This window comes from Shewanella subflava (assembly GCF_025971955.1).
Classification (GTDB): Bacteria; Pseudomonadota; Gammaproteobacteria; order Enterobacterales; family Shewanellaceae; genus Shewanella; species Shewanella subflava.
Window position 1 is genome coordinate 308,067 of sequence record NZ_JAPDMX010000002.1, and the last position, 21,804, is coordinate 329,870.

The following is a 21,804-nucleotide window of genomic DNA, read 5'->3' on the forward strand; positions in this document are numbered from 1 at the left end:
TGCAGGCATAAAAAAACCGCCTAACTGGCGGTTTTGTGAGTTAGCAGCATTGTTTAAATTCATGCGTAGCTGCCATCTGTAAAAAGTGTGAGCGGCTTTTATACTCAGGATGGCTTTTAACCCACTCATCAATTTTTTTAGTTAACAAGTTAGGTAAAGTCACGTTGATTTTTGTCGCCTTACCCAAGTATGGCTCAATATCAATATCGACCATAGCCCAAACCCAGCCAGCATATTCTTGTGAATTAAATAGATCATCAATATTACTTGCTAATGGTGGTAACTCTTCAGCTTCAGCCAGCGCTTCCAAATGAAGTTCCATTGCTTCTTTAGCGTTAACCAGTGCATCTTCAAAAGAATCACCAGCGGAATAACAACCGGGAAAATCAGGGATCGCAACACCAAATGCTTCAGTGTCATTGCCTTTTTCTATTGCTATTGGATATAACATATTTTTACCTACGATAAATATTTTATGTAGTTATAAAGCGAGGGGCTAAAGCCCCGCATCTTTCTTTATCTTCTGCACCAACCCTTTGGGTAAATCTTTTTTCGGGTGGGGCACTGTTATTGGCAGTTTGTGGTCTGGATGTTTAAATTGGTGATGGCTTCCCTTCACCCTTACCTGTACCCATCCTGCTTGCTCCAGTTGTTTGATTAAGTCTCTACTATTCACCGTGCCCTCTAAATTTTTATCTTAGGGTTATTATAACTCTAAAATACCTAAAGTAAACAAAATAACTCCAATAACCCCTGAATTATTTACTGTTTATAAAACCAGTGTTTTCGCTTAAACTATCAACACTCTAACGATTGGGAGATCGACATGCGGGTGTTATGTACTAGCTGTAACAGTAAAGCGATAATTGGCAAAACTGACCGGATCAGTTCTGCACATGCTAATTTGTATTGCTCATGTTCTGACCCAGAGTGTGGCCACACGTTTGTTGTTAACGTATCGTTTAGCCACACTCTTAGCCCTAGTGCAAAATCATCAAGCCAACTCGTTAAACAACTGGTTAACGCGATGTCTCCTGATCATCGTTTGCAATTGCAGCGCGAGCTAAATCTTCTGTAAATTCTTGTCGCGCATTTTTTACCACTGCGGCAAGTATGGCGTTACAAGTATCTTTTCCTGACTCAGTATCCTGTTGCGAGTGAACATCACACAACAATTCAACTTGCTCGATAAGCGCTAAAAACATAAATATCCCTTTTATTAGACACGCCATCAGCGACGCCATACCTATTATCCACACATTTAAAAACGCGCAACTCAATGGCATGGATAATTTTGTGTATGGCAAAAACCGCTAAAAATCTTTTACCCCATTTTCTACAGTTGCGCGATTTTAAAAGTGTGTAATTGGCTAATCAACACACTTTAAGTGGTGTTAACTTTGCTTTTTGTGGTTATCACTGTACTGCAATGCCAAATCTGCTGCTTTGTTTAACCTGGCTAATGCGTTGCTAAAATGCTGTTGTGTGACACAAAAACGGGCATAAGCGCGAGCAGCTGGCAGGCCATCGACCAAATAGGCCCGTAATGCATTTTGTTTGGCCTCGCTATTGATGCGCGTCATCTTGAGTAAAATGCCGAATTGCTCGGCACTTTCACAACCTTGAACGAGTGTTTTCATTTTTACCTGCCTTTTTGGATTCGTTTTATTTCTTTTTTTGCTTTATATCGAGTCAGGTAAGCAATGACATAAGCAAAACAATCTTCATCACCAAACATAACAACGTAACCTTTACGCTCTTTAGCAATACCCCAACCATCTGATATGAATTTAAAATCGCCAATCTTCATCCCTTACCCCATTTTAGTTTTGTTGTAATTCTTTCTGGCTGCCACGATGTTATTTAACGTTACTCGGCACTTTTCGCGCTGGGCTGTTGGTAGGCGTTCTAACCATTGGCGAACGGCTTGTTTGTTCAAGTTGTCTAATTGCTTTTTACAAAGCTGATAGCGCTCTAAACATTCAACGGTAAATTGCTGCGCTTCAGCCATGGCCTTTAGGTCTGTTGGGTTGTTACGGTCAAAAATAGGCATCATCGTCCTCGGTTTCATCAAATTCGGCATTCACTTCAACAGGTTTAAAAACATAAGGTGCTGCGTACTTTTCTTGGCGCTGCAGGTCAACCACATGTTGCAGTTGCTCGAGTGCAAGTTTTGCCATGTCTATCGACATATCTTGCAGCCATTGATCAACATCTAATTGACCATCGACCACTCGCCACGCTTGGGCGTTTAACACTTGTTTGTTGGCCTTGGTGCTGGCGCGAGTAAATGCGTCAAACTGAGAATTAAGCGCTGGATCATCCCAATCACTATGGGCTTGATGGGCGTTTGGCGGTCTGCGACTCACCAACAACATGCCCTGGCGAATGTAAATATATTGGTCACGACCATTTACAACAGAATTAATAATGGATCCCGCACGTAGGCGTTTTAGGTCGTGATTATCTAACCCTAACTTTTTGCCCTCGGTTATTAAAATCCGATCACTATTTGGGGTTTTAATCGAGTCCGTACAGTTATTGTCAGAACTCCAAGGTGCGCGGCTGTCGCCGCTTTTAGAAGCAAGATCAAAAGCCACATCAAAAGCCCGTTCATCTGCACTCGGCACATACTTGTCAGCCTGCGGCTTGCGGATTTCCCAGCCATCAAGACGAGTATTAATTGTGGTGTGATTTTGTTGCGACATGACGCCCATGATTTTTGATACCTCTTCGCCATAGGCGTTTGTGGTATCTTGAATCGCTTTTGCCAGTTGCACTGGCCTGTCTGCGCGTTTGCAAAAAGTGCCGCCCATGGCATCAACATAACGTGACCAATTGCCGCAATCTGCTGCGGCTCTGGCTTGTTCAACTACATCATCAAAATCAATGGCTTCACGTAAACGGCGCAGCTCTCGCCACACGGTGACTGACGGGCCACCAATTTGTTGAAACTGGCGAATGTGCCAAGTGCTTGACCATGCTGCCGCATTTTGCGCGCCGTTTTTGCCGTTGGTTTCAGCTTCGTGATCATCGTCAACCATGTGGCCATCGATGTTTTTAGCAATGTATTTGGCTAAGTAGCCGGTTGCGCTGCCTCTTTCTGGATCGATAGTTTCAAAATCAAACCGCGCTTTGTATCTTTTATGGTCATTTTGAATGTCGTGCTCTTGAGGACCAAAATCATCAAGATCATGTTGCAGTGCATAGTGACGAATAATTGAACGCGCCAACTCAACTTGTTCGGGTTTAAAAAACAGTAATAAATGCCAGTGTGGTGTGCCATCGTGGTGTGGCTCGACTACACGAAAACCAAACACTTCAATTTTTTCACGGGCAAATTTAGCGCGGCATTTTGCCCACTGATTACACAAATAGGCTTGGGTTTGTTTTGGGGTGGCGCCATCGTATTTTTTATTAGAATATGCAGGGCCTTTTTTACTTTTTACCCAGCTGTGAAAACGGCTTGGTGATGTCCATGTGTAGAACTCGCCTACAAAGCCTTGCTCAATGGCGAGGTCTTCAAAGCCGCGCATACGTACCATGAGTTCAGCGCGGCGCACTTCTGGGTTGGCTACTGATGCGTCAGCCGCATCGGCTAATGATAGTTCCAATCCGTGTTCGTCATTGACCACTTGCATTTCGTTTAGCCACAAACGGGCGGCTTCTTTACGTTGTTTCCACTGTTTAAACGCATGGTTGCTAACATACGGTGATACGCCGCTGCGCACTTTACCGACCACAATGGCAATGTGTTCTTCATATTGCGAATAAGCTTTATTCAGTTTGCGCTGCCACCAGTTTTCATCGGTTAACCTGGCAATGGCGCCTGCAATCATGTTGTACATGGTGGGTGACTCATCAAACACGCCCAAGGCTTTTTTAATGTTGTATCCCTCAAGGTCGGGTAAGACAGGGCAAAATCCCCATTGATCTGCTGGCTCTTTTATGGCTAATAACAGTTCAAGTGCATCAACCTGTTTATTGCCAAAGTCGGTCATGTTGTTTAGCACGGTTGCACAACGGTCGGCCCATTCCGTGGCGATACCTTGGCGGCGGTCTTCGGTGTTGATGTGAATAACAGGAATAGGAAATTGCCCCACCATTTCGGTAATGGTGGCAACCCGTTTACGCAGCCAAATGTTTGGGCTTCGTCCATTGTTTAAGGCGCGGCGTTTATAGCAGTATTGGCCAAATAAGGTCACCGCCACATGCTCGGGCAAATCGGCCACAAGCTTAGCCGACCATTTCAAGTCTTCTTTGGCGTGAAAGGTGGTAAAAAAAGCTGACGCATCAACGCCAGCTTTGCGGGTAAGGTCTTCTAAATTCATTACAACCCGTCAACCTGTGCATGGGCTTTAAGTTTACTGGTATAACGACGAATGCCTTTTGCAAGGTTAGTGAGTCCGTTGCCAAGGGCTTGCCAATACAATCGTTCAAGCCCGCCGACACTTTTTATTAAACGAACCTGCTCGTTAATAGGTTTGGAAGATTGCATCCGCATAACACAAAACTGCGAATTAGCCTTTTCATCACGAAAGTGTTTAATTAAATGTTTAAATGCTGCGTTATTCATCGTTATGCCTCTTTTGCCATAGCGTTAATCACGCCCAATGTTGTGCGGCAATCTGCAAGCGCTCGGTGCGCTTGCCCTTCTATTGTTACGTTTTGCTGTGCAGCTGCTTTAGCAAGGCTTTGCCATTTGTACTGTTGGCGGGTGTCGTCCCACACCCCATAAAACTCGGCATAGCTTTTCATGGCGCAAAATGCACCGTGGTTAACGCTGTCTTGGGTAAATTGTTCGGGAATGCTTTTACCGTATTTTTCGGCGGTTTCTTGCATCACTTGCACATCGTATGCAGCGTTAAAAATCACTAACGGTTTAGCTAATAACAGCGCACAAATTTGGTCGTGAACATCGCCCCAGCTTGGCGCATCTTTTACCATTTCATCTGTAATGCCGTGAATGCTTGTGGCGTCAGCGGGTATTGGGTTAACTGGCTTAATCAATGAGTCAAACACCACATTGCCCGATTGGTCGATAATGCTTATTTCGACCACTTCAGCATGATGCAAACCCGTGGTTTCAGTGTCTAAAATGTGGCAGTTTTCTAATAGCCTTTGAGCGTGCAGCGCTTGGGGTGCCATTCTGTGTCGGGTAATTTCTGCTTGGCTTACAGCAATAAAGTCATCAAAGTTTCGCATTTCCCTAGCAACAAACTTAACAACCAACTTTTGCATGTAGTCACTTAATTTGCCGAAATAATCATCAAAATGCTGTGCAAAAATTTTATCTGCGCTTTGTTGTTCTGTTTTTTCTTGTGGTAGCATCGTGTTCCCTTACTTATTTGATATGGCTGTGAAAATGGATAAATATATAGATGGTGTGGAAGTACCCAATTTTGATGCAAAAGTTTCTGAAACCATCGAGAGCAATGAATTAGCCCTTGAACGAAACGGAAGAATGCTTATTGGTTTCATCAACAATGAATATGTCGTATATCGACAAATCCGTGTTATGGATGGATTACCTAACTTTCTTAAAGCAATAGCCGCATTTACTAGCCAAGGTTTTGTTGATGAATTAGAAAAAGCATCAGGTCCAGTACAAGGATTTGATGTACTTTTTAAGTACGTTGGCAAATAACTCATATCGCCCCCAACTCAGCCAATGAAACACCCATTTCTTTGGCTAATTTAATATCTTCAATTTTGCGTAAACGGTCATAACGCGCCTTAGCTTCTGCACTTCGTTCGCGCTTAGTGGCTGCTGTTGGTCGGTTATGGGTGCGGTTAAATAATCGCAAGCTTTCTGGCATATGACGGCTCATGCTTGTTGCTCCATTGGGCGGCTAATACGAAGTTTTTCTTCTGCAACAGACGCAAAAAAATCGGCATCGGCTTGCTCAAATGAACCCGACAAACTGCAAAGCGGCCAAGTCTTAGTTATGCCCCAGCCGTTGTAATTATCTGGTTTGTAACTGACTTCAACGCTTTTATCCCCAGTCGCAAAGCAAGCGAAAGGCTCGCTAATTTTTACGGTGCCAAAAGTAGTGGTAAATGATTTGCTCATGCTGCACCACCTTGTGAGCTGTCATTTTTGTCATTCAAAAGATCAACCATATCATCCGCTAGCACTCTAATATCTCTAGCTATAATCAAGTGATTTCTACCCGATGAAACCTCGAAAAATTCTATAATCTCTTCCGAATTTTCGATAAATTGCATTGCCAATGATTCAAGCTTTCCATATGCAACGGCTAAAGCATCACGTTCGACTTCTATTTTTCGATAATCTACGTACTGAACCAATGCACCATTTGACATAACGTGACAAGTTTTAGGCGCTTTAAATCTAATTACGCTCATGCTGCCACCTCCAACAAACATTCTTGCTGTGCATAAAGCGCGCAAGATAAATCAAAACAAAGCTGGTGCAACGTGTGATCAACCAATACATACAGTGCGACCTTTTCAAGCCCTTGCGCCATACCTTCATACTTAACCATTAGGTTAAAATCTTTGCTTTCTGATGCTTCGCAATGACGTGCATAAATATCGGCCATTAACTTGCGCATAGCGACATGCTGCGGATTGGTTAAATCAAATTGAACAGTTGAGTTAGCCATGATCACACCTCCACTTGATTAACTTTGATGTTGTTGCGAATGGCCACAAGACGAATGTGCAACGTTTTGGCGAGGGCTGGCGCGGTTGAGTCAGCAACAGCCTTTAATGATTCAAGTGCCGATTCAACTGATGTACGGTCAGCGGGTTGCGATAAACTTAATGTGCGAATTACGCGATTGGCTTCATCAGCAATCACTTGCGCAAAAGTGGGGGTTACTGTTAAGCTTTGATTCATCATTTCGATACCTTTCCATTTTGATTTGATACGAGCCACTACTGTTGCTGCAGTTGTGGCTTTTTTATGTCTAGTGTTCAGCGTCATAATTAAACTCACTCATCAGTGCATGGGCTTGCTGAGTCACCCGCGCAAATTCATCATCAACCGGTTGTGCTTGATGTTCTGTTGCATGGTTTTGTGAATGGGCTGTTGCTTGAGTGATGGCGATTTGGCGTGGTGAAATAAACTGATCACGGCTTAATGGCATGTTGCTAAAAGCACGACCTAAATCAGTTAATGCTATTAACGACTGTCTAACCGCTTCACGCTCGTTGGTCGATAAACTCAGTAACGGTTTATTGATGTATTCGCTGGGCTTTAATCGAGCAGCAAAAAACACTAATGCACGTTGTTGCGCGGTTAACTTATCAAACTGACTTGCAGCACTGGTTTTACCCAGCATTTGACGCATGGCCGCAATGGCGGTTTGCCCCACATCACCATGATGTTCGTTGGCGGCATCCGGCAGTATGTTTGCACGGTTTTGAACGGGTTGTTTAATTGCTAAAGACATCATCTAACTCCTACGTGACTTTGCACGGAATTCATTAAACTTGCGCATATCTGTTGCCAACTGCTCTAGGTAATAATCAATTTGCAAACTCATTTGCCGAGTTTCGTAATTAACAACTTCAGCGGCTAATGTTGCTATTTCATTTTTATCTAGCTTGCTGGCATCAATTTCATAACTGTCATGGCAATCTGTTTTTACAACACATTCGCTGTAATCAATTCTTGCTAGGCTGCATATGATTTTTTGTTGCTGAAAAAACAGATCGTCAAAATGGCCAATAGCATTGCTAATATCTTCTGATAAATAGCGGATATCCTCACCAGCTTCTTTTAAGCATTCCCATCTTTTATCTTCTAGTCGTTTGCGCTGTTTTTCTGTTAGATCACTGGACATCATCAATCCCTCTAAATAAAGCCCGGTGTGGGCATGGTTTGCATGGCATCTACCGCAACAGATAACACAGGTATTGCCTGAAATTTCTGTTCAACGTCATGCATAAAAATGGCTAACTCGGTCATTACAAAGCTGGCGCGTTTTATTGCTTCATGGCGCATGCGTTCTGTGACCCGTTTTTGGGCTTTAACGTCCATGGCGATGCGGCCTAACTGCCCTGCATTGGTTGTTATTTCTAGTGCTCGGTCGGTCAACGGTAATCGCTCGCACGCTGACAAATCCCCTAAATGCACTGACGTTGCACAACCTAACTCCATTAACACCCCGTCAATAATGCAGCGGTTACCCGATGCCTTGGTGATGTCTACTAACTCATGAATGGTCAGTTTGTGCGGTTGCTCCAATATCAGTTTGTTACGCAACATTTGCGGGCGGTGAAACTTGGCGGCTTTGGCTACCTCGTCTAACACCTCGTTGTCAGCAAACTGCCTTAACGCACCCGCAATGTGCGGTTGATGTGACGCCTTGTGTGTAACAGTATGATTTGTATACATTGCTGCAAAACTCCCTTTTGCTAACATTCAAATGAATAAGGAACTATTCAAATGACGAATACATGAATATCGTAATTTAAGCGGCAGACTGTTCGTCAGCTTCTTTAATTAACGCCAACATGTTGATAAAGGGTTTCTCTTGGGGCACTGCTTTTGCTCTGATAGGCAAGCGTCCTGTACGCACTAGATTGCGCACTGTGGCAACAGGTACACCTGTTAGGCGGGCGTATTCTTCGTATGACACGAAGGGGGCGGCAATTTGATATACATATCTGCTCATTTGATGGTATCCTTTTGATTAATTGTGTTTGATATCATTTTGCTGTGGCGGCTGGTTGATATCGAATATTTTGCTAACGAGTGGATTGTTGATCATATGAGTGGATACGTCAAGTACAAGCATGACAAATTGTTTAAAAATTTAAACAAACCGTTAAGCTGCGATGGTGGAAAAGTTCTAATAGAGAGATTAATTAACCTATTTGAAGTTAGAAATCGTGTCGAGCTGAGTGACTTAATAGGCGTAACTCCAGCAACACTTTCCACCTGGACCACTAGAGGAACAACATCACACGAGTTGTTAATCAGGATTCACTTGTTAACTGGCTGGCCGTTGGAGTATCTGTGCTTCGGGATTGGTGATCTTTCTAAGATAAAAGGCAAAACAAGCGCTCATTTTTCAGAACAGGTTAATGAAGTGTCAGAGCCAAAGCTTGCTTATAACCGTGGCGTATTACAGGTTTACACCATTGATAATGGCCATTTGGCGCCTTATGAAAAAATTGAAGCGACTAGCAATTTAATTAATCACTTTTTACCTAAAAGCCATAAAGACGGCGTTGTGTTAAAGCAACGCGATAACCTGTTGTTTATTGACACAACACAAACAGAGGCGAATCAGGGGAATTATTTATTCAAAGTAAATGAGAACCACCAGTTAGGTGAACTTAAGTTGTTACCTGATGGCCATGTTTATTTGTTAGAAGGGAATGAACGTTTTCAAATCGACCCAACATTTACCAAAGTGGTGGGCAAAGTGGTGTCGGTTTTAAAAAAAACCTAACATCGTCCGAACAACTCTTTATTAGTATTTAATTACAAGGAAGTTATATGGCAATTAGGGATGAATCTGTAAGCGATTTTGAATATTACGCTCATGTTCAAAAAGATGATGTTGTCAGTTTTTTTAATTTAACAATTGGCAATAAACCCTGCCATTTGTGTGGTGCGGGTGAGTTGCAAATTTTGGGTGATCAATACGGCTTGATTACTGTGAACAGTGAGGTGAATGTTTTTAGCCCTAGTGCGGCCCAACAAATGGATAATGGCACGTTTTCATCTTACGTGGTGATGTGTGACTATTGCGGTTGTCAGCAGTTTTTAAATGTAAAAAAGCTGGCTGACACCATGTCGGGGAAAAAGTGATATGAGCAAACAGCCTTTAAGGAATGTTGTTAATTTGTTCACTCACGCTGATAATGGTCATTCAAAGCACAAACATTCAGGTGGCGGTGGTATGGAAGAACGGCTAGCAAGATTAGAGTCTGACGTTGAATATATTAAACGTGATATTGGCGAAATTAAGACTGATATTAAAGATGTGAAAAAATCACTGTTGGATCTCAAGCTTGAATTTATAAACCTAAAGCTATGGCTTTTCGGAACGGTACTGACATGCACTGGCTTAATTATCGCGGCGATTAAGTACCTTTAAAGTTGATTTGTTAAAAACTAAATAATAAGGATGTTATATGTACAAATATAAAATGATTCAAATCCCTTCAAATATTACTGTTCAAATGAAGGCGCATAAAGGTAATGAGGCGGCTGCTTATATGGAGCAAGTTGTTAATAAATGGGCTGCTGATGGATGGGAGTTTTATCGCGTCGATGCTGTTGGCGTTACCTTACAAGCAGGATGTATGGGCGCTTCATCGGGCAAAAATGCTGAAGATACTAGTTATAACGTCATCACTTTCAGGATGCCTGCTTAATGGTTTGGCTGTCTATTCGGTGCATTTATATTTACCGATATTTTGCACCGCAAAAGCTACGTGATTCTTGTTTATATGAGCCAACATGTTCTGAATACGCCATATTAGCCTTGCGCAAATATGGCTTTCTATCTGGTTGGCGCAAAGCTTTTAAAAGAATATACAGTTGCAAACAGCCTAACGGCGGAATTGATTACCCGTAATACTGCTTATTTGGTCGAGTCGCAAACGCTGTCATTTTTAGCCGCTGCGATTTGACGAATATTATCAATGTCGGTCATTTCGTAAATGTCACAGTCGCCTATGGTGGGTGTTTTTCCGCTGGCTTTGTGTGGTTTGCCTTTTGTGGTTTCTACGTCTACTGAAAACTTACCGTATATCAGTACCACCAGTGCACATTCAAAAAACGACCACGCCAGTGATAACCTTTTGGTGACACTTTTAGGATGGACTAGGAGTAAATACATGAAGTACCTCGATGTTTATATTGATGCTGCTGGCAAGGCTGAACTTAAAAACTTGCTAGATATTAATAGTGTTGCATGGCATGAGGGTAAAGTCTTGCGGTTTTCTGCTGGCTCACCAGATTTACTTAACTTCATTATTCAAAGTGGAGTGGTTGGCGGCTTAACTACGGTTATCGTTCAATGGTTAAAGGCGAAGCGAAATAGAAAAGTTAAGATCACTAAAATGATTGATGGCTTGCCTGTAGAAACCGATATTACGGGTTATTCAGTAAGTGAGGTTGAAAGAATTTTATCTTTATCGCGCGCGAGCAACATTCACTTTGAAGAAGATAGACCAACCGAGACAGTTGACCCGTAATGCCAATTCGAAACCTTAAAGACGGCAGTGATCTGCCGTGGATATCTGATATCCGTCCTAATGGCCGCGATGGTAAACGGATTAGAAAACGCTTTGCGACAAAAGGCGAGGCGATTGCATATGAGTCTTTTATATTAAGAAAGGTTGACGACAAGCCTTGGCTTGGCGAAAAAACAGATCTCCGAAATCTGTCTGAACTAATTAAGCTTTGGTATGACTTGCATGGCCAGCAGCTTGCGCAACCTAAATCACGATTACGTAAACTTGAGTTAACCTGTTTTGGTCTTGGTGACCCAGTAGCCAGCAAACTTACAATAAACGATTTTGCGCACTATCGCCAAATGCGGCTTGATGGTGAGATTGAAGATTTTCAAGGTAAAAAAACCAAGGTAAAACCGAACACAATTAATCACGAACATGCTTATTTAAATGCGGTTTTCACCGAATTAAAACGCCTTGGTGAATGGACGCTGCCAAATCCTTTAGAGGGATTGCCTCAATTCAAAATTGAAGATACTGAACTGGCCTACCTTTACCCAGAAGAAATACCAATAGTTTTAGATGAATGCCGCAATGCTGAATATGAACACCTGGTGACAATTGTGATGGTATGTTTGGCGACCGGCTGCCGCTGGTCTGAAGCTGAAAACCTAAAAGGCAGTCAAATAGCGCATAACCGTATTACCTTTGTAAAAACCAAAGGAAAGAAAAACCGAACCGTACCAATCGCCCAAGAACTAGCAAACATGTTGCCAAGAGTACGCGGCCCGTTATTCAGACCTTGCCGCAGGTCATTCGAACGTGCAATAAAGCGAACTGGATTAATATTTCCTGAAGGTCAGATGACGCATATTTTACGTCATACTTTTGCCAGCCATTTTATGATGAACGGTGGCAATATTTTGGTATTAAAGCAAATACTAGGACATGCTGATATTAAAGACACAATGCGCTACGCCCACTTTGCACCGGACCACCTAGACGATGCAATTACCAAAAATCCAATATCTAGCATCCTGTAAAGTGTCCACATAGTGTCCACGCAGTACGCAAGCAATCACAAGAATCAACCGCCCAATGCTATATAAGTTATTGTTTTATATGTAAGTCGTTGTTTTTAAAACCCGTAAAATGAATGTAGGCTTTCTGGACGCGGGTTCAAGTCCCGCCGCCTCCACCAATTTATAGAAGGGCTTAGCAGCAATGCTAAGCCCTTTTTGTTTGTCTAATGGTGGTAAAGTGGCGACTGTTTAATAAACATTTTTGTTATTAAATACTTTTAAATCACATAAGTGACCCAAACATATTCATTCAGAGAAACATTTTACCTCACGCAGGCTTAGCCCATTCTGTGACATGACTGAATACGACAAAAAAAGACCTTTGAAACAATAACAAAGCAGCGACACTTGAACTGGCGCCCATAAAAAATGCCCGTGAGATTAATCTCTACGGGCATGTTCTCGTCTGGCTGAGCCGAATCAATGATCAGTTATCAATATTGAATCGAGGCTAGTTTTGTTTTCTGACAAACTTCGATTTCAACATCATTTGGCCATTACCATCCACTTTACAGTCAATATCATGATCGCCAGCGACAAAACGATTGATCACGGCTTTGGTGCCCACTTTTAAGACCAAAGAAGATCCTTTTACTTTCAGATCTTTAATTAAAGTCACTTTGTCACCTTCCGCAAGTAAATTGCCTACCGCATCATTAAGGATGATGGCATCCGGGTCAACAACCACTTCATTTGGGTTCCATTCATTCGCACACTCAGGGCAAATTAACAGGGTGCCATCTGAATAGGCATAAGGTGACTCACATTTAGGACAGGGTGGGATAGTATCGCTCATCACATATTCTCTTTAATTAACAAACTGTAACCGCCAGAACCTAAAATGCGATGAATACTCGATATCGAGATTGATGCGTGTAAGTATGATTCTGACAAAAATGATAATAGTATTATAATAAAATTATCATACTTGAGCTAGAGGGCATTGCTAGCATAAGGGCAAAAACCAATTTAGTTTGTCACTTTTGGGTTATGGGTCGGCTTTTGTTCACCGTAAGTCACATCATGTTGCTCAAGGTAACCGCGAATTAATTGACGAACAACCTGTGAAGGTGTGAGGTCTTGTGAGGCGCACAGTTGCTCAAAAGCCTGTTTTTTACTTGGATCTAATAACACGGTAAAGCGTGCGGTTTTATTTTCCATTATGGTTACTCACATTAAAACATTATCATTTGATTATAATACTTGATATCCGCTCATCTCGACACATTTATCACAGTGGGATTGATTGTTTTTGCCCTACTATCACATTTTTAAACAGAGCAATCACTTAATGAAAAAGTGTTAACAATTAGTTTGAATAGTCATCATCGTCACTAAAAGATCTGAAATCGCCTAGCCCAAATGTATGATAACAAGGCCTATTTTGATGATAAGTCGTGAAGAGTTACAGCCTAAAAAATTTAACGCCAGTATCAAGTATTTTTATAAGCTAAAATGATCCATTATTTATTACCCTCAGCTTGTGATAATAAACGTTTACCAAACAATCCTTTATCTTGCTAACTGCGTTTCATTAACATGCAACAGGCCCGCTATTGACGTGCTAATTCGCCTTGTTTTCAAAACACATGACAAGTTTGCGACAAAATATTCTCAATCTGTTGCATTCAGATTATTGAACCCACCTCTTATCCTAAGTTGAGGTTTATTACGATTAATCTAAGCCTCTCGTCGCTCACATTAATTGGCTATTCAGCTTATGGCACCTTGACCCAGTATGATTTGCAACGCATATTATCTATAACAAAGTGCTAACACATGGTGACATTAAATGTGTTACTTGCCATCACCATAGGGCGATTATGTTTTTATACGTACATCACCACGTCATGATAGAAGTGTATTAATAGCATGAGCTTAATAGCCCATTACCTGCATAAATGGAAATTTAGATTAGCCATATTAATGGGTTTATTTTTGTTGTGGCCGATTCAAAACACAATCATTAATGCCCTAAAAGAAGATGCATTAGCCCCCTACCAGATTCACTTTCCCATCGAATTAACGACAGAGCTTCGAGAACAATGGGATATAGAGCCTGACGCAATTATCGAAAAAATATTTGTCAGTGGCAGTTTTAGTGACTGGCATATTGACGACACCTATTACCAGCTACAGCTGCAAAATGATAATTATGTTTTTGAATTACCAGTGTATCCAGGAGAACTTGAATATAAATTAGTACTTTTCATTAAAGATAAAGCTGAACCCGTATGGATTTTAGATCCTAATAACCTCAACACGTCAGCCAATCCTTGGGGAGGACAAAACTCGGTATTACACATTGCTGACTGGCCCAAAATAACCCTTGTTAGCCAAATTCTGACCCTTGCATTAATTGGCACTTTTTTGCTGTTTTGTATTTTAGAGCCGCTATTGTATTGGTTGTTGCATCAAAAAATGCCCTTCCACCGCAAGTTAGTATTAAGCAATATTCTTATTTTAGTATGCGCACAAGCACTGTTTTTAAGTTATCAGCTGCATTTAAATCGACAGTTAGTTAAACAAGGTATTATCGATAATGTGCACGGCATGCATTTAATTTTGAACGGAGAAGGTATCGACTTCGAACACCTAAGCGGACAAAAAGCGCAGATTAATGATGCACTAACCAAGTTTTTTATACCTGCAACCACCCGTATTGATAAAACCCAAAGCAGTCTTTTTCAAATTACCTTGTCTGATTTTGCAGTGTTAGATCCAAACGGAAAATTGATTACTTTAAGCCATCGCGCTCAAAACTCACAAATACAACAGTCACGGGCAGAGCAACTCGGATTTAGCAGTACACAGGATTACTTTATTGAAGGGATGTGGTCGTCGCTACTTCCACAGGCCCTAGCAGAAGCAAAACACGGGCAAATCATCACCGCATCAAGGCCATCAAAAGTAAAATGGGTTGAAACCCCAAGAACCCGTACAGCCGAATTTTTGCTCGGGTATAGCCAATTTGTGCAACCTATTGTTTATCGTGGCCAAGTGAAAGGGTTTTATGCAGGCTCCATTCAAGTAAAACTGTATGGTGATGAATTACTGCGAATGTTGTTGTTTCAGGCGCTGCTGCTGGGTGGTGTGGTGTTACTATCAAGTTGGCTATTTACCCGTGTCGGTAAATTAGTAACTAAAGATATTTTAAAACTCACCCAATGGACACAAAATATTGTTAAGGGCAATTTATCTCAAGTTTTAACCATTAATAGTCAGGATGAGATCCAGCAATTATCTGAAAACTTCAATCAAATGCGTCAATCTTTACAAGACAGCTTTAACCACATTGAATTACAAAATAGTAAGTTATATCAAGAAGCGTATTTTAACTCATTAACCTCATTACCTAATCGTAAAAAGCTTTACAGCGATTTAGCTGAGCAATCAATTGCTGCCTTGCTGGTGATAAACATCAACGATTTTGGTGAGTTTAATGATTTTTATGGCATCACAGTGGGAGACAAGGCCTTGCTGGAAGTCGCCCAACGTTTATCACTTAAAAGCTCAGATATCGGGTTATATAAAACAGGGCCGGATGAGTTTGTTGCAACCTTATCTAATCAAGTGTTTTCCACTATCAATCAACATACGTTAGCTGAGTTAGCACATAGGTTATATCAAGGTATTTGCCAAGCACCATTGGTCCTTGAGAATAGTGAATATTCCATCACTGTCAGCATTGGTGGTGCAATCGTTGCCAGCAACGCCCTTCTTCCCCCTGAAACATACACAGCGGAAAACCTAACATCATCGGCCAGCCAACTTCATCGTCAAGCCGATTTAGCCAGACGATTTGCCAAAAAGCAACGAATTGAATATTGCTGTTTTAGCCAAGAAATGGCCAACTCAGAAGCTTTTGAAGAAAACATGCGCCAAAGCCGCATGTTAGCTATGGCGGCTCAAGAGCAATGGGTAGAACCTTACATCCAATTGATCCAACCACTCATTGATGCACCGGTTAAATTTGAATGTTTAATGCGAATTAAACTCCCCACAGGCGAGATACTTGCGCCCTACCAGTTTATGTCGGCAGCAAGAAAGTCACAGCTTTATCCTCAACTGATGCGGTGTATGCTGACAAAGTCAATCGCGCTATTTAAGGATCAACCTTATGAATTTTCGGTCAATATTACCTTAGATGATATTGCCATCCCACAAAACCTAGAAGCAATTTTGGCATTACTGCACAACGAAGCAGATGTCAGCAAAAGGTTAACATTTGAATTATTAGAGAGTGAGGAAATTACCAATTATGAAGCGGTTGAACACTTTATAAAATTAGTCAAACCGCTTGGCTGTAAAATTGCCATAGACGATTTTGGCGCTGGTTATTCTAACTTTGTGCACTTACTCAGTTTAGACATAGATTTTATTAAAATTGATGGTTCATTAATTCGATATGTAGATACCGATCCTAAAGCGCAGTTATTAGTAGAAACTATCGCCACTTTTGCTCATAAAATGGGCATCCAAACCGTGGCTGAATTTGTCGAAAATGAAAAGATTTTAGCCCTGTTGCATCAATACCATATTGACTATGCCCAAGGCTATTTATTGGGTAAACCTGCTGCGACTATTGACCATGCTTTAGCTATTTTTAATCACCCTGAAAGATTAAAGCCTGCTTAACTGTTCAAGCAGGCGGCTAAAGCTGGGGCGAGAGTCTACACTGTCTTGCATACACAGAAACGAAAGTTCTGCAAGCTGCTGATATTTATCTGATTGATACTCAGGATTTTCTGGCTGAATTAATCCGAGCAAATCCTCTATTAAACAGCCTAGTGCTCGCACTTCAATACGATGCATTTTTTCGCGTTGACAATGCGATAAATGATTCAAATTAGATGCCGCACCAAAATCGCCAAATAACACCTTAAAAGTATCATCAATCATAATATTATGGGCGTAAATATCACCATGACTAATCTGCTGTTGATGCATATGCTTTAAGGTAGCCGCCATCTGTTTAGCAATATGGGTTATCGCATCAAGGGTAAACAACGTGCCCGCCCCAAAAGTGTCCCTTGTACAGGTGACTAGCGATGGCGGTAAACCTAGGTTTCGATAACCACTAGGAATAAGCGACATCACCAACCCAAGAGTGTCACCATGATGAATTTGACCAATGGCAGGTATTAAATTTTGATGCTCGCCGGTGGTTAAACAGCAATCCAGTTCGTCTGCGGGATATCCATCACTGGTTATCGCCCCTTTAAATATTTTAACTGCTACTTCCGCGGGCAAATGTTGAAACGATTGTGGCTTATTAAGCCAATGGGCTTTATAAATAATCCCCGATGCTCCTTGACCTAGTTGCTCACCCAAATGCAAATTATCAGGGTGGATCATAGGCACACTGTCATTCAAACATTCTTCAACATGGCTAAAAGGATTGCCAGCAAACGCCAACCAACTCAACCGAGGTAAATCTAACAGCCATTCGGGAATATGGCGCAAATGGTTAGCTGATAATCTAATTAACTCTAATGCCTGACACTGGGCCATTGACTCAGGTAAATCCACAAGTTGATTACCAGCCAGAGCCAGCTTTCTCAGCTGAGTTAAGCGGCCAAATGATGGCGGTAAATGGCTTAATTGGTTATCGGTTAAAATTAACCAGCGGGTGCAATCAGGTAACGCATCTTCTGCAATATAGCTGATTTGATTGGCTTTAAAGCCAATCATTTCAAGCTTGGGACACTTACCCAATATTGCAGGTAATTCAGTAAAGTTATTTTGTGAAAGAAACAGAATACGTAACTGGCTGAGTTGATCAAAATCATCCGGTAAACTCGATAATTGATTATCAGATAAATCTAAAATTTCTAAGCTATCGGCTAATGTAAAAATCGCTCGTGGAAACTCGGTAAGCTCGGCAACAAGTTGCAAACGTGTGATGCCCTTTAGTTCACCCGACTCTAGTTGCTTTAACGTATGCATTGTTCTACCCACCAATTAGTCACCCCATAAAATGAACGCGGATTGTAAAGAAGCACAAGCCTGATAGCAAATATCAGCAAAGTGGTTTGCAAATAAGTAGTACTAATAAAAAATTGGCTAGCAGTAAAATAATGGCAGCGATGACAGTAACAAAAAAAGACCACTGCATCAGCAGTGGCCAAATGGATACTAAAATGTCAATTTGGGGTTGATATGATATCCAGTAAAAATCAAACAAAAACTTAAATTAACTCGGCCAACATGGCATCGTTGTAATCAACGACCGCTTCGCCTTGGCGCACTTTGGCAACATAATCAGGGTTTGCAATAAAGGGGCGTCCAATAGCCAGCAAATCGAACTTGTTCGCTGCAATAGCTTCTGCACCCGTTTGCGCTGTATAGCTTCCCACGCCAACTAATGTGCCGGTGTAGACTTGACGTAAGTAACTTGACACTCGCCCGTCTAAATAATCAAATTCCATCGCATCATCAAATATTCCTGCATGGACAAATGCGATATCACGTTTTGCCACTTCAGGCAGTAAGTAATCAAATACGGCACGATCTCGCTTATCGGCTGCCATATTGAAGTAAGCACCTGGTGACAAACGTAATCCCGTGCGTTCTGCACCAATACGCGCCACAATCGCATCCAATACTGCTAATGCAAAGCGCGACATATTTTCAGGAGTTTGGCCATATTCATCTTCACGGCGGTTACTGTCATGATGTAAAAATTGATCGATTAAATAGCCGTTTGCCCCGTGAATTTCAACGCCATCAAAACCAGCATCAATCGCATTTGCAGCAGCTTGTGCATAATCTTTTACTAATAACTCAATGTCAGCCTTGGTTGCGGCTTTGGGTGTTTGGTAAGTCAGCTCACGCATTCTTGGTACACTGCCCTCAACCGCAATGGCTGAAGCTGATAACACATCACCACCATCAAAAAAGTGCGGATGTGCAACGCGTCCGGTATGCCATAACTGCGCAAATATTTTCCCACCATTGGCATGAACGGCATCGGTGACAACTTTCCAACCTTGAATTTGCTCAGCGCTGAATAAGCCAGGAGTATTCGGATAACCTTGCCCATCAGGACGAATAATAGTCGCTTCGCTGATAATTAATCCGGCTTCTGCACGACGTGCGTAATAGTCAGCCATTTGTTGAGTCGGAACTAAGTTAGCATCGGCCATACAGCGCGTAAGTGGCGCCATAATAATTTTATTGGCTAAGGTTAAGGTGTTATTTAGTGCATAAGGTTGAAATAAATTGGCTGACATGGACGGCTCCTTTCTTGAATATGCATTCAAGATAATCTTATTTGAATGATCATTCAACTAGTTTTTGAATGTTTATTCAAAATTGGTTAGACTCTGCGGGAGTCATCCATCATTCATCGCTAATTGTTGATAGTTTAAGAGAGCCTGTATGAGAAACGCAGAGTTTGATCGCCAAGCCGTTCTTCGCGCTGCTATGCGAGCATTTTTGGTAAAAGGTTATGCAAAAACCAGCATGGCCGATTTAACCAAAGCGACGGGATTACATCCGGGGTCAATTTATTGCGCATTTGAAAACAAAAAAGGTCTACTTATAGCTGCAATTGGTCAATATCATGATGATCGCAGTGCTCAATTCCAACAATTATTTGCTAACAACAATAACCCATTACATAACTTAAAAGCTTATCTAGATGGCATAGTGCAAGAATGTTTAAGTTGTGATGCCACCCAAGCTTGCTTGTTAACTAAAGCGTTAAGTGAAGTGGGTGAACAGGATGAAGATATTCATCAACTGATCCACCGTAACCTTCATGCCTGGCAGCAAGGTATTGAACAGGTACTTAACATGGCAAAATCACAAAGGTTAATACCTGCAGATACCAATAGTCAGGTTCAGGCACAATTCTTAATGATGGGAATATACGGCTTACGTACTTTTGGTCACACCGAACCTAACGCTGCAGTGTTGCAACCTCTTGCAGATAAGCTATTTAGCAGTTTATTGAATTGATGCCATAAACAGCAAAAATGACACAGATTGTGTCATTGTTAACATCAGAAGATGCACGGCGCAGTAAAACTATTCAGCAATATTGCGCCATGTTTATCCATAATTAAATGACTGATATCGTTATCAAATAACGTTAACCAATGACTTTTTGAGAGTAAACTCGCTCACCTAATGCGTTCAAGATGGTACATTCACCTTCTAATACCGCAATGATTGATTTACCACGACGAAAGCTTTCAGGGATCATCACCCGACCAGATGGACTAATCGTTAAGTCAGATAATACGGCATTGTGCATTTCTAGGCCGACCGGCGCGTCATAATACAATACCGTCACGATAGCTGATGTTGGCTCACTTTTTGTGTCTTGCTTCGTTTCAGGTTTCATTCTTGACTCTCATACCAACATGATTGTGGTTAAGTGTGGGATTAACTCGTCAATATTCCTTATTGAATCAAGCAATCATAACCATTTTAAATTGTTATGGTCTCCGGTTCTTAAAGGAGAACACTGTTACATTTGATAATATGCTGTTTCAAGCTTGAATCCTATAGTAAATCGATTAATTATTGCCAATTCATATAATGTAGCCATTTAGTGATCCATCTGTGGCATCTAAATGGTTAAATTTAGATTATCTCCACGATTTTTAAGAGCACATCTAAACAGCTCGGCAGATTCCTGCTAGAATCGGGGAAAATTTATAGTCTTATCATTCAAAAAACGAGATTAAGATGGGCAGAGCATACCAAAACAGAAAAGAGTCCATGGCCAAAACCGCTGGCCAAAAGACACGCATTTACTCACGTTACGGTAAAGAGATTTACATTTGTGCTAAAAGTGGTGTTGACCCTGATGGCAACTTGGCGCTACGAAGCCTAATAGCCCGCGCAAAGAAAGATCAAGTCCCTGCACATGTCATTGAACGTGCAATTGAAAAAGCCCGTGGCGGTGGCGGTGAAGATTACGATACTGCCCGCTATGAAGGTTTTGGCCCTGGTGGCTGCATGGTGATTGTCGACTGCTTGACTGATAACGGCAACCGAACTTTTACTCAAGTTCGCCAAGCGTTTGTTAAAAATGATGCCAAACTAGGTAGCCCAGGAACTGTTGGGCATATGTTTGAACATCAAGCCGTATTTGTGTTTGATGGTGATGACGATGACGCGATTTTAGAGCTGCTTATGATGGCTGATGTCGACGTTACCGATGTAGAGCTTGAAGATGGCATTATCAGTGTATTTACACCGGTATCTGAATTTAACAATGCCCGTACAGCGCTAACAGAAGCTTTTCCAGACATTGATTTCAAGGTAGAAAACTTAGCGTTCGTTCCACAAACCATGACTGAAATCAGCGGCGAAGATGTCGAAAGCTTTGAAAAGTTTTTAGCTGCATTAGATGACTGCGATGACGTACAAAACGTGTATCACAATGCTGAAATTAACGAATAAATACCTTATTGAATCTAAACTGTATTCGGTTTGATCCCATAAACAAAAAACGCAGCCTCAGCTGTAATGCCGATCAGATAAGCACTTTTTAGATCGGTTGACCGATCTACTGGTTGATGTATAAAGGCCTGCAACA

The 21,804-nt window shown here is 41.6% G+C and carries 36 protein-coding genes; 12 read left to right on the plus strand and 24 right to left on the minus strand.

The genetic code is table 11. The features are described 5' to 3' along the window. Window positions 1-40 precede the first annotated feature (40 nt). Together OHT75_RS01905 and OHT75_RS01910 are read right to left on the minus strand one after the other, a co-directional pair. Window positions 41-451, minus strand: coding sequence for a type II toxin-antitoxin system HicB family antitoxin (locus OHT75_RS01905; RefSeq protein WP_264724695.1), 411 nt, complete (start codon window positions 449-451; stop codon window positions 41-43). Window positions 452-496: 45 nt separating this feature from the next. Further along, window positions 497-676 (minus strand): type II toxin-antitoxin system HicA family toxin, encoded by a 180-nt coding sequence (locus OHT75_RS01910; RefSeq protein WP_264724696.1) that lies wholly within the window; start codon window positions 674-676, stop codon window positions 497-499. A gap of 150 nt (window positions 677-826) precedes the next feature. On the opposite strand from OHT75_RS01910, the gene OHT75_RS01915 reads away from it, so the two are divergent. Further along, window positions 827-1,078 (plus strand): ogr/Delta-like zinc finger family protein, encoded by a 252-nt coding sequence (locus OHT75_RS01915; RefSeq protein ID WP_264724697.1) that lies wholly within the window; start codon window positions 827-829, stop codon window positions 1,076-1,078. Here the strand turns inward: OHT75_RS01915 and OHT75_RS01920 are convergent. The 7 genes from OHT75_RS01920 to OHT75_RS01950 form a co-directional block, all read right to left on the minus strand. Continuing rightward, entirely contained in the window at window positions 1,020-1,205 is a 186-nt protein-coding gene (locus OHT75_RS01920) for a hypothetical protein (RefSeq protein WP_264724743.1), read from the minus strand. The genes OHT75_RS01915 and OHT75_RS01920 overlap by 59 nt on opposite strands. 189 nt (window positions 1,206-1,394) lie before the next feature. Next, a complete protein-coding gene (locus OHT75_RS01925) occupies window positions 1,395-1,640 on the minus strand; it encodes an adhesin biosynthesis transcription regulatory family protein (protein ID WP_264724698.1) in 246 nt (81 codons plus the stop codon). 2 nt (window positions 1,641-1,642) lie between these two features. Then, window positions 1,643-1,810 carry a hypothetical protein gene (locus OHT75_RS01930; RefSeq protein ID WP_264724699.1) on the minus strand — a complete coding sequence of 56 codons (168 nt, stop codon included), beginning with the start codon at window positions 1,808-1,810 and terminating at the stop codon, window positions 1,643-1,645. Between the two features lie 3 nt (window positions 1,811-1,813). Beyond that, window positions 1,814-2,071: a hypothetical protein gene (locus OHT75_RS01935; protein ID WP_264724700.1), complete on the minus strand. Its 258-nt coding sequence runs from the start codon at window positions 2,069-2,071 to the stop codon at window positions 1,814-1,816. Then, entirely contained in the window at window positions 2,040-4,331 is a 2,292-nt protein-coding gene (locus OHT75_RS01940) for a replication endonuclease (protein ID WP_264724701.1), read from the minus strand. Before OHT75_RS01940 ends, OHT75_RS01935 begins: the two co-directional genes overlap by 32 nt. Further along, on the minus strand, window positions 4,331-4,576 hold the full coding sequence (locus OHT75_RS01945) for a hypothetical protein (RefSeq protein ID WP_264724702.1): 246 nt from the start codon (window positions 4,574-4,576) through the stop codon (window positions 4,331-4,333). The genes OHT75_RS01940 and OHT75_RS01945 overlap by 1 nt, the downstream gene beginning before the upstream one ends. A 2-nt stretch (window positions 4,577-4,578) precedes the next feature. Beyond that, window positions 4,579-5,331 carry a 3'-5' exonuclease gene (locus OHT75_RS01950; protein ID WP_264724703.1) on the minus strand — a complete coding sequence of 251 codons (753 nt, stop codon included), beginning with the start codon at window positions 5,329-5,331 and terminating at the stop codon, window positions 4,579-4,581. Between the two features lie 34 nt (window positions 5,332-5,365). On the opposite strand from OHT75_RS01950, the gene OHT75_RS01955 reads away from it, so the two are divergent. Further along, window positions 5,366-5,647 carry a hypothetical protein gene (locus OHT75_RS01955; protein ID WP_264724704.1) on the plus strand — a complete coding sequence of 94 codons (282 nt, stop codon included), beginning with the start codon at window positions 5,366-5,368 and terminating at the stop codon, window positions 5,645-5,647. A gap of 1 nt (window position 5,648) precedes the next feature. Here OHT75_RS01955 and OHT75_RS01960 read toward each other — a convergent pair whose 3' ends face one another. From OHT75_RS01960 to OHT75_RS02000, 9 genes are all read right to left on the minus strand, one after another. Continuing rightward, the gene (locus tag OHT75_RS01960) at window positions 5,649-5,831 is read right to left on the minus strand and encodes a hypothetical protein (RefSeq protein WP_264724705.1); all 183 of its coding nucleotides are present in this window, start codon (window positions 5,829-5,831) and stop codon (window positions 5,649-5,651) included. After that, window positions 5,828-6,073 carry a hypothetical protein gene (locus OHT75_RS01965; RefSeq protein WP_264724706.1) on the minus strand — a complete coding sequence of 82 codons (246 nt, stop codon included), beginning with the start codon at window positions 6,071-6,073 and terminating at the stop codon, window positions 5,828-5,830. Before OHT75_RS01965 ends, OHT75_RS01960 begins: the two co-directional genes overlap by 4 nt. Then, window positions 6,070-6,369, minus strand: a complete 300-nt coding sequence (locus OHT75_RS01970; protein WP_264724707.1) for a hypothetical protein — start codon at window positions 6,367-6,369, stop codon at window positions 6,070-6,072. Before OHT75_RS01970 ends, OHT75_RS01965 begins: the two co-directional genes overlap by 4 nt. Next, complete coding sequence (locus OHT75_RS01975; protein ID WP_264724708.1) at window positions 6,366-6,629, minus strand: hypothetical protein; 264 nt, start codon at window positions 6,627-6,629, stop codon at window positions 6,366-6,368. The genes OHT75_RS01970 and OHT75_RS01975 overlap by 4 nt, the downstream gene beginning before the upstream one ends. Before the next feature lie 2 nt (window positions 6,630-6,631). Then, window positions 6,632-6,952: a hypothetical protein gene (locus OHT75_RS01980; RefSeq protein ID WP_264724709.1), complete on the minus strand. Its 321-nt coding sequence runs from the start codon at window positions 6,950-6,952 to the stop codon at window positions 6,632-6,634. Beyond that, entirely contained in the window at window positions 6,936-7,424 is a 489-nt protein-coding gene (locus tag OHT75_RS01985; RefSeq protein ID WP_264724710.1) for a hypothetical protein, read from the minus strand. The genes OHT75_RS01980 and OHT75_RS01985 overlap by 17 nt, the downstream gene beginning before the upstream one ends. Beyond that, window positions 7,425-7,817, minus strand: coding sequence for a hypothetical protein (locus OHT75_RS01990; protein ID WP_264724711.1), 393 nt, complete (start codon window positions 7,815-7,817; stop codon window positions 7,425-7,427). An 8-nt stretch (window positions 7,818-7,825) separates the two neighbouring features. Continuing rightward, complete coding sequence (locus OHT75_RS01995) at window positions 7,826-8,368, minus strand: phage regulatory CII family protein (protein WP_264724712.1); 543 nt, start codon at window positions 8,366-8,368, stop codon at window positions 7,826-7,828. A 76-nt stretch (window positions 8,369-8,444) separates the two neighbouring features. Further along, window positions 8,445-8,648, minus strand: a complete 204-nt coding sequence (locus tag OHT75_RS02000; protein ID WP_264724714.1) for a DNA-binding protein — start codon at window positions 8,646-8,648, stop codon at window positions 8,445-8,447. A gap of 96 nt (window positions 8,649-8,744) precedes the next feature. Between OHT75_RS02000 and OHT75_RS02005 the strand changes: the two genes are divergently transcribed. From OHT75_RS02005 to yidD, 5 genes are read left to right on the plus strand one after another with little or no spacing between them, the layout of a single operon-like run. After that, window positions 8,745-9,431, plus strand: coding sequence for a helix-turn-helix domain containing protein (locus tag OHT75_RS02005; RefSeq protein WP_264724742.1), 687 nt, complete (start codon window positions 8,745-8,747; stop codon window positions 9,429-9,431). A gap of 47 nt (window positions 9,432-9,478) precedes the next feature. Continuing rightward, window positions 9,479-9,793, plus strand: coding sequence for a hypothetical protein (locus tag OHT75_RS02010; protein ID WP_264724716.1), 315 nt, complete (start codon window positions 9,479-9,481; stop codon window positions 9,791-9,793). A 1-nt stretch (window position 9,794) separates the two neighbouring features. After that, window positions 9,795-10,082: a hypothetical protein gene (locus OHT75_RS02015; protein ID WP_264724717.1), complete on the plus strand. Its 288-nt coding sequence runs from the start codon at window positions 9,795-9,797 to the stop codon at window positions 10,080-10,082. A 37-nt stretch (window positions 10,083-10,119) separates the two neighbouring features. Next, entirely contained in the window at window positions 10,120-10,362 is a 243-nt protein-coding gene (locus OHT75_RS02020; protein ID WP_264724718.1) for a hypothetical protein, read from the plus strand. Next, window positions 10,362-10,565: a membrane protein insertion efficiency factor YidD gene (gene yidD, locus OHT75_RS17990; protein WP_406681938.1), complete on the plus strand. Its 204-nt coding sequence runs from the start codon at window positions 10,362-10,364 to the stop codon at window positions 10,563-10,565. The genes OHT75_RS02020 and yidD overlap by 1 nt, the downstream gene beginning before the upstream one ends. Before the next feature lie 6 nt (window positions 10,566-10,571). Here yidD and OHT75_RS02025 read toward each other — a convergent pair whose 3' ends face one another. Next, the gene (locus OHT75_RS02025) at window positions 10,572-10,829 is read right to left on the minus strand and encodes a hypothetical protein (protein WP_264724719.1); all 258 of its coding nucleotides are present in this window, start codon (window positions 10,827-10,829) and stop codon (window positions 10,572-10,574) included. Between OHT75_RS02025 and OHT75_RS02030 the strand changes: the two genes are divergently transcribed. Both OHT75_RS02030 and OHT75_RS02035 read left to right on the plus strand, forming a co-directional pair. Next, on the plus strand, window positions 10,828-11,187 hold the full coding sequence (locus tag OHT75_RS02030; RefSeq protein WP_264724721.1) for an effector-associated constant component EACC1: 360 nt from the start codon (window positions 10,828-10,830) through the stop codon (window positions 11,185-11,187). The two genes, OHT75_RS02025 and OHT75_RS02030, sit on opposite strands and share 2 nt — an antisense overlap. Then, window positions 11,187-12,209, plus strand: coding sequence for a site-specific integrase (locus tag OHT75_RS02035; RefSeq protein WP_264724722.1), 1,023 nt, complete (start codon window positions 11,187-11,189; stop codon window positions 12,207-12,209). The genes OHT75_RS02030 and OHT75_RS02035 overlap by 1 nt, the downstream gene beginning before the upstream one ends. Before the next feature lie 490 nt (window positions 12,210-12,699). Here OHT75_RS02035 and OHT75_RS02040 read toward each other — a convergent pair whose 3' ends face one another. Together OHT75_RS02040 and OHT75_RS02045 are read right to left on the minus strand one after the other, a co-directional pair. Then, window positions 12,700-13,044, minus strand: a complete 345-nt coding sequence (locus OHT75_RS02040) for a zinc ribbon domain-containing protein YjdM (RefSeq protein WP_264724723.1) — start codon at window positions 13,042-13,044, stop codon at window positions 12,700-12,702. Window positions 13,045-13,217: 173 nt separating this feature from the next. Next, window positions 13,218-13,409, minus strand: coding sequence for a ribbon-helix-helix domain-containing protein (locus tag OHT75_RS02045; protein WP_264724724.1), 192 nt, complete (start codon window positions 13,407-13,409; stop codon window positions 13,218-13,220). 711 nt (window positions 13,410-14,120) lie between these two features. Between OHT75_RS02045 and OHT75_RS02050 the strand changes: the two genes are divergently transcribed. Further along, complete coding sequence (locus OHT75_RS02050) at window positions 14,121-16,886, plus strand: EAL domain-containing protein (RefSeq protein ID WP_264724725.1); 2,766 nt, start codon at window positions 14,121-14,123, stop codon at window positions 16,884-16,886. Here the strand turns inward: OHT75_RS02050 and OHT75_RS02055 are convergent. Further along, window positions 16,872-18,197: a leucine-rich repeat-containing protein kinase family protein gene (locus tag OHT75_RS02055; protein ID WP_264724726.1), complete on the minus strand. Its 1,326-nt coding sequence runs from the start codon at window positions 18,195-18,197 to the stop codon at window positions 16,872-16,874. The genes OHT75_RS02050 and OHT75_RS02055 overlap by 15 nt on opposite strands. Before the next feature lie 242 nt (window positions 18,198-18,439). Next, window positions 18,440-19,483, minus strand: a complete 1,044-nt coding sequence (locus tag OHT75_RS02060; protein ID WP_264724727.1) for an alkene reductase — start codon at window positions 19,481-19,483, stop codon at window positions 18,440-18,442. A gap of 148 nt (window positions 19,484-19,631) precedes the next feature. Between OHT75_RS02060 and OHT75_RS02065 the strand changes: the two genes are divergently transcribed. After that, window positions 19,632-20,213 (plus strand): TetR/AcrR family transcriptional regulator, encoded by a 582-nt coding sequence (locus OHT75_RS02065; RefSeq protein ID WP_264724728.1) that lies wholly within the window; start codon window positions 19,632-19,634, stop codon window positions 20,211-20,213. Window positions 20,214-20,346: 133 nt separating this feature from the next. Here the strand turns inward: OHT75_RS02065 and OHT75_RS02070 are convergent, their stop codons facing one another. Then, window positions 20,347-20,601, minus strand: coding sequence for a TIGR02922 family protein (locus OHT75_RS02070; protein ID WP_264724729.1), 255 nt, complete (start codon window positions 20,599-20,601; stop codon window positions 20,347-20,349). A gap of 347 nt (window positions 20,602-20,948) precedes the next feature. On the opposite strand from OHT75_RS02070, the gene OHT75_RS02075 reads away from it, so the two are divergent. Continuing rightward, the gene (locus OHT75_RS02075; protein WP_264724730.1) at window positions 20,949-21,668 is read left to right on the plus strand and encodes a YebC/PmpR family DNA-binding transcriptional regulator; all 720 of its coding nucleotides are present in this window, start codon (window positions 20,949-20,951) and stop codon (window positions 21,666-21,668) included. Window positions 21,669-21,804: the final 136 nt, after the last annotated feature.

Excerpts from the sequence above, each read along its gene's own strand:
- OHT75_RS02070 (WP_264724729.1), bottom strand. The coding sequence starts at position 20,601 with ATGAAACCTGAAACGAAGCAAGACACAAAAAGTGAGCCAACATCAGCT.
- yidD (WP_406681938.1), top strand. The coding sequence starts at position 10,362 with ATGGTTTGGCTGTCTATTCGGTGCATTTATATTTACCGATATTTTGCA.
- OHT75_RS01920 (WP_264724743.1), bottom strand. The coding sequence starts at position 1,205 with ATGTTTTTAGCGCTTATCGAGCAAGTTGAATTGTTGTGTGATGTTCAC.
- OHT75_RS01945 (WP_264724702.1), bottom strand. The coding sequence starts at position 4,576 with ATGAATAACGCAGCATTTAAACATTTAATTAAACACTTTCGTGATGAA.
- OHT75_RS01975 (WP_264724708.1), bottom strand. The coding sequence starts at position 6,629 with ATGGCTAACTCAACTGTTCAATTTGATTTAACCAATCCGCAGCATGTC.
- OHT75_RS01915 (WP_264724697.1), top strand. The coding sequence starts at position 827 with ATGCGGGTGTTATGTACTAGCTGTAACAGTAAAGCGATAATTGGCAAA.
- OHT75_RS01995 (WP_264724712.1), bottom strand. The coding sequence starts at position 8,368 with ATGTATACAAATCATACTGTTACACACAAGGCGTCACATCAACCGCAC.
- OHT75_RS01940 (WP_264724701.1), bottom strand. The coding sequence starts at position 4,331 with ATGAATTTAGAAGACCTTACCCGCAAAGCTGGCGTTGATGCGTCAGCT.
- OHT75_RS01950 (WP_264724703.1), bottom strand. The coding sequence starts at position 5,331 with ATGCTACCACAAGAAAAAACAGAACAACAAAGCGCAGATAAAATTTTT.
- OHT75_RS01930 (WP_264724699.1), bottom strand. The coding sequence starts at position 1,810 with ATGAAGATTGGCGATTTTAAATTCATATCAGATGGTTGGGGTATTGCT.
- OHT75_RS01960 (WP_264724705.1), bottom strand. The coding sequence starts at position 5,831 with ATGAGCCGTCATATGCCAGAAAGCTTGCGATTATTTAACCGCACCCAT.
- OHT75_RS01905 (WP_264724695.1), bottom strand. The coding sequence starts at position 451 with ATGTTATATCCAATAGCAATAGAAAAAGGCAATGACACTGAAGCATTT.
- OHT75_RS01925 (WP_264724698.1), bottom strand. The coding sequence starts at position 1,640 with ATGAAAACACTCGTTCAAGGTTGTGAAAGTGCCGAGCAATTCGGCATT.
- OHT75_RS02040 (WP_264724723.1), bottom strand. The coding sequence starts at position 13,044 with ATGAGCGATACTATCCCACCCTGTCCTAAATGTGAGTCACCTTATGCC.
- OHT75_RS02050 (WP_264724725.1), top strand. The coding sequence starts at position 14,121 with ATGAGCTTAATAGCCCATTACCTGCATAAATGGAAATTTAGATTAGCC.
- OHT75_RS01955 (WP_264724704.1), top strand. The coding sequence starts at position 5,366 with ATGGATAAATATATAGATGGTGTGGAAGTACCCAATTTTGATGCAAAA.
- OHT75_RS01990 (WP_264724711.1), bottom strand. The coding sequence starts at position 7,817 with ATGATGTCCAGTGATCTAACAGAAAAACAGCGCAAACGACTAGAAGAT.
- OHT75_RS02010 (WP_264724716.1), top strand. The coding sequence starts at position 9,479 with ATGGCAATTAGGGATGAATCTGTAAGCGATTTTGAATATTACGCTCAT.
- OHT75_RS02075 (WP_264724730.1), top strand. The coding sequence starts at position 20,949 with ATGGGCAGAGCATACCAAAACAGAAAAGAGTCCATGGCCAAAACCGCT.
- OHT75_RS02065 (WP_264724728.1), top strand. The coding sequence starts at position 19,632 with ATGAGAAACGCAGAGTTTGATCGCCAAGCCGTTCTTCGCGCTGCTATG.
- OHT75_RS02015 (WP_264724717.1), top strand. The coding sequence starts at position 9,795 with ATGAGCAAACAGCCTTTAAGGAATGTTGTTAATTTGTTCACTCACGCT.
- OHT75_RS02020 (WP_264724718.1), top strand. The coding sequence starts at position 10,120 with ATGTACAAATATAAAATGATTCAAATCCCTTCAAATATTACTGTTCAA.
- OHT75_RS01980 (WP_264724709.1), bottom strand. The coding sequence starts at position 6,952 with ATGACGCTGAACACTAGACATAAAAAAGCCACAACTGCAGCAACAGTA.
- OHT75_RS01965 (WP_264724706.1), bottom strand. The coding sequence starts at position 6,073 with ATGAGCAAATCATTTACCACTACTTTTGGCACCGTAAAAATTAGCGAG.
- OHT75_RS02045 (WP_264724724.1), bottom strand. The coding sequence starts at position 13,409 with ATGGAAAATAAAACCGCACGCTTTACCGTGTTATTAGATCCAAGTAAA.
- OHT75_RS01970 (WP_264724707.1), bottom strand. The coding sequence starts at position 6,369 with ATGAGCGTAATTAGATTTAAAGCGCCTAAAACTTGTCACGTTATGTCA.
- OHT75_RS02055 (WP_264724726.1), bottom strand. The coding sequence starts at position 18,197 with ATGCATACGTTAAAGCAACTAGAGTCGGGTGAACTAAAGGGCATCACA.
- OHT75_RS02035 (WP_264724722.1), top strand. The coding sequence starts at position 11,187 with ATGCCAATTCGAAACCTTAAAGACGGCAGTGATCTGCCGTGGATATCT.
- OHT75_RS02000 (WP_264724714.1), bottom strand. The coding sequence starts at position 8,648 with ATGAGCAGATATGTATATCAAATTGCCGCCCCCTTCGTGTCATACGAA.
- OHT75_RS02025 (WP_264724719.1), bottom strand. The coding sequence starts at position 10,829 with ATGTATTTACTCCTAGTCCATCCTAAAAGTGTCACCAAAAGGTTATCA.
- OHT75_RS01985 (WP_264724710.1), bottom strand. The coding sequence starts at position 7,424 with ATGATGTCTTTAGCAATTAAACAACCCGTTCAAAACCGTGCAAACATA.
- OHT75_RS02060 (WP_264724727.1), bottom strand. The coding sequence starts at position 19,483 with ATGTCAGCCAATTTATTTCAACCTTATGCACTAAATAACACCTTAACC.
- OHT75_RS01935 (WP_264724700.1), bottom strand. The coding sequence starts at position 2,071 with ATGAAACCGAGGACGATGATGCCTATTTTTGACCGTAACAACCCAACA.
- OHT75_RS02005 (WP_264724742.1), top strand. The coding sequence starts at position 8,745 with ATGAGTGGATACGTCAAGTACAAGCATGACAAATTGTTTAAAAATTTA.
- OHT75_RS02030 (WP_264724721.1), top strand. The coding sequence starts at position 10,828 with ATGAAGTACCTCGATGTTTATATTGATGCTGCTGGCAAGGCTGAACTT.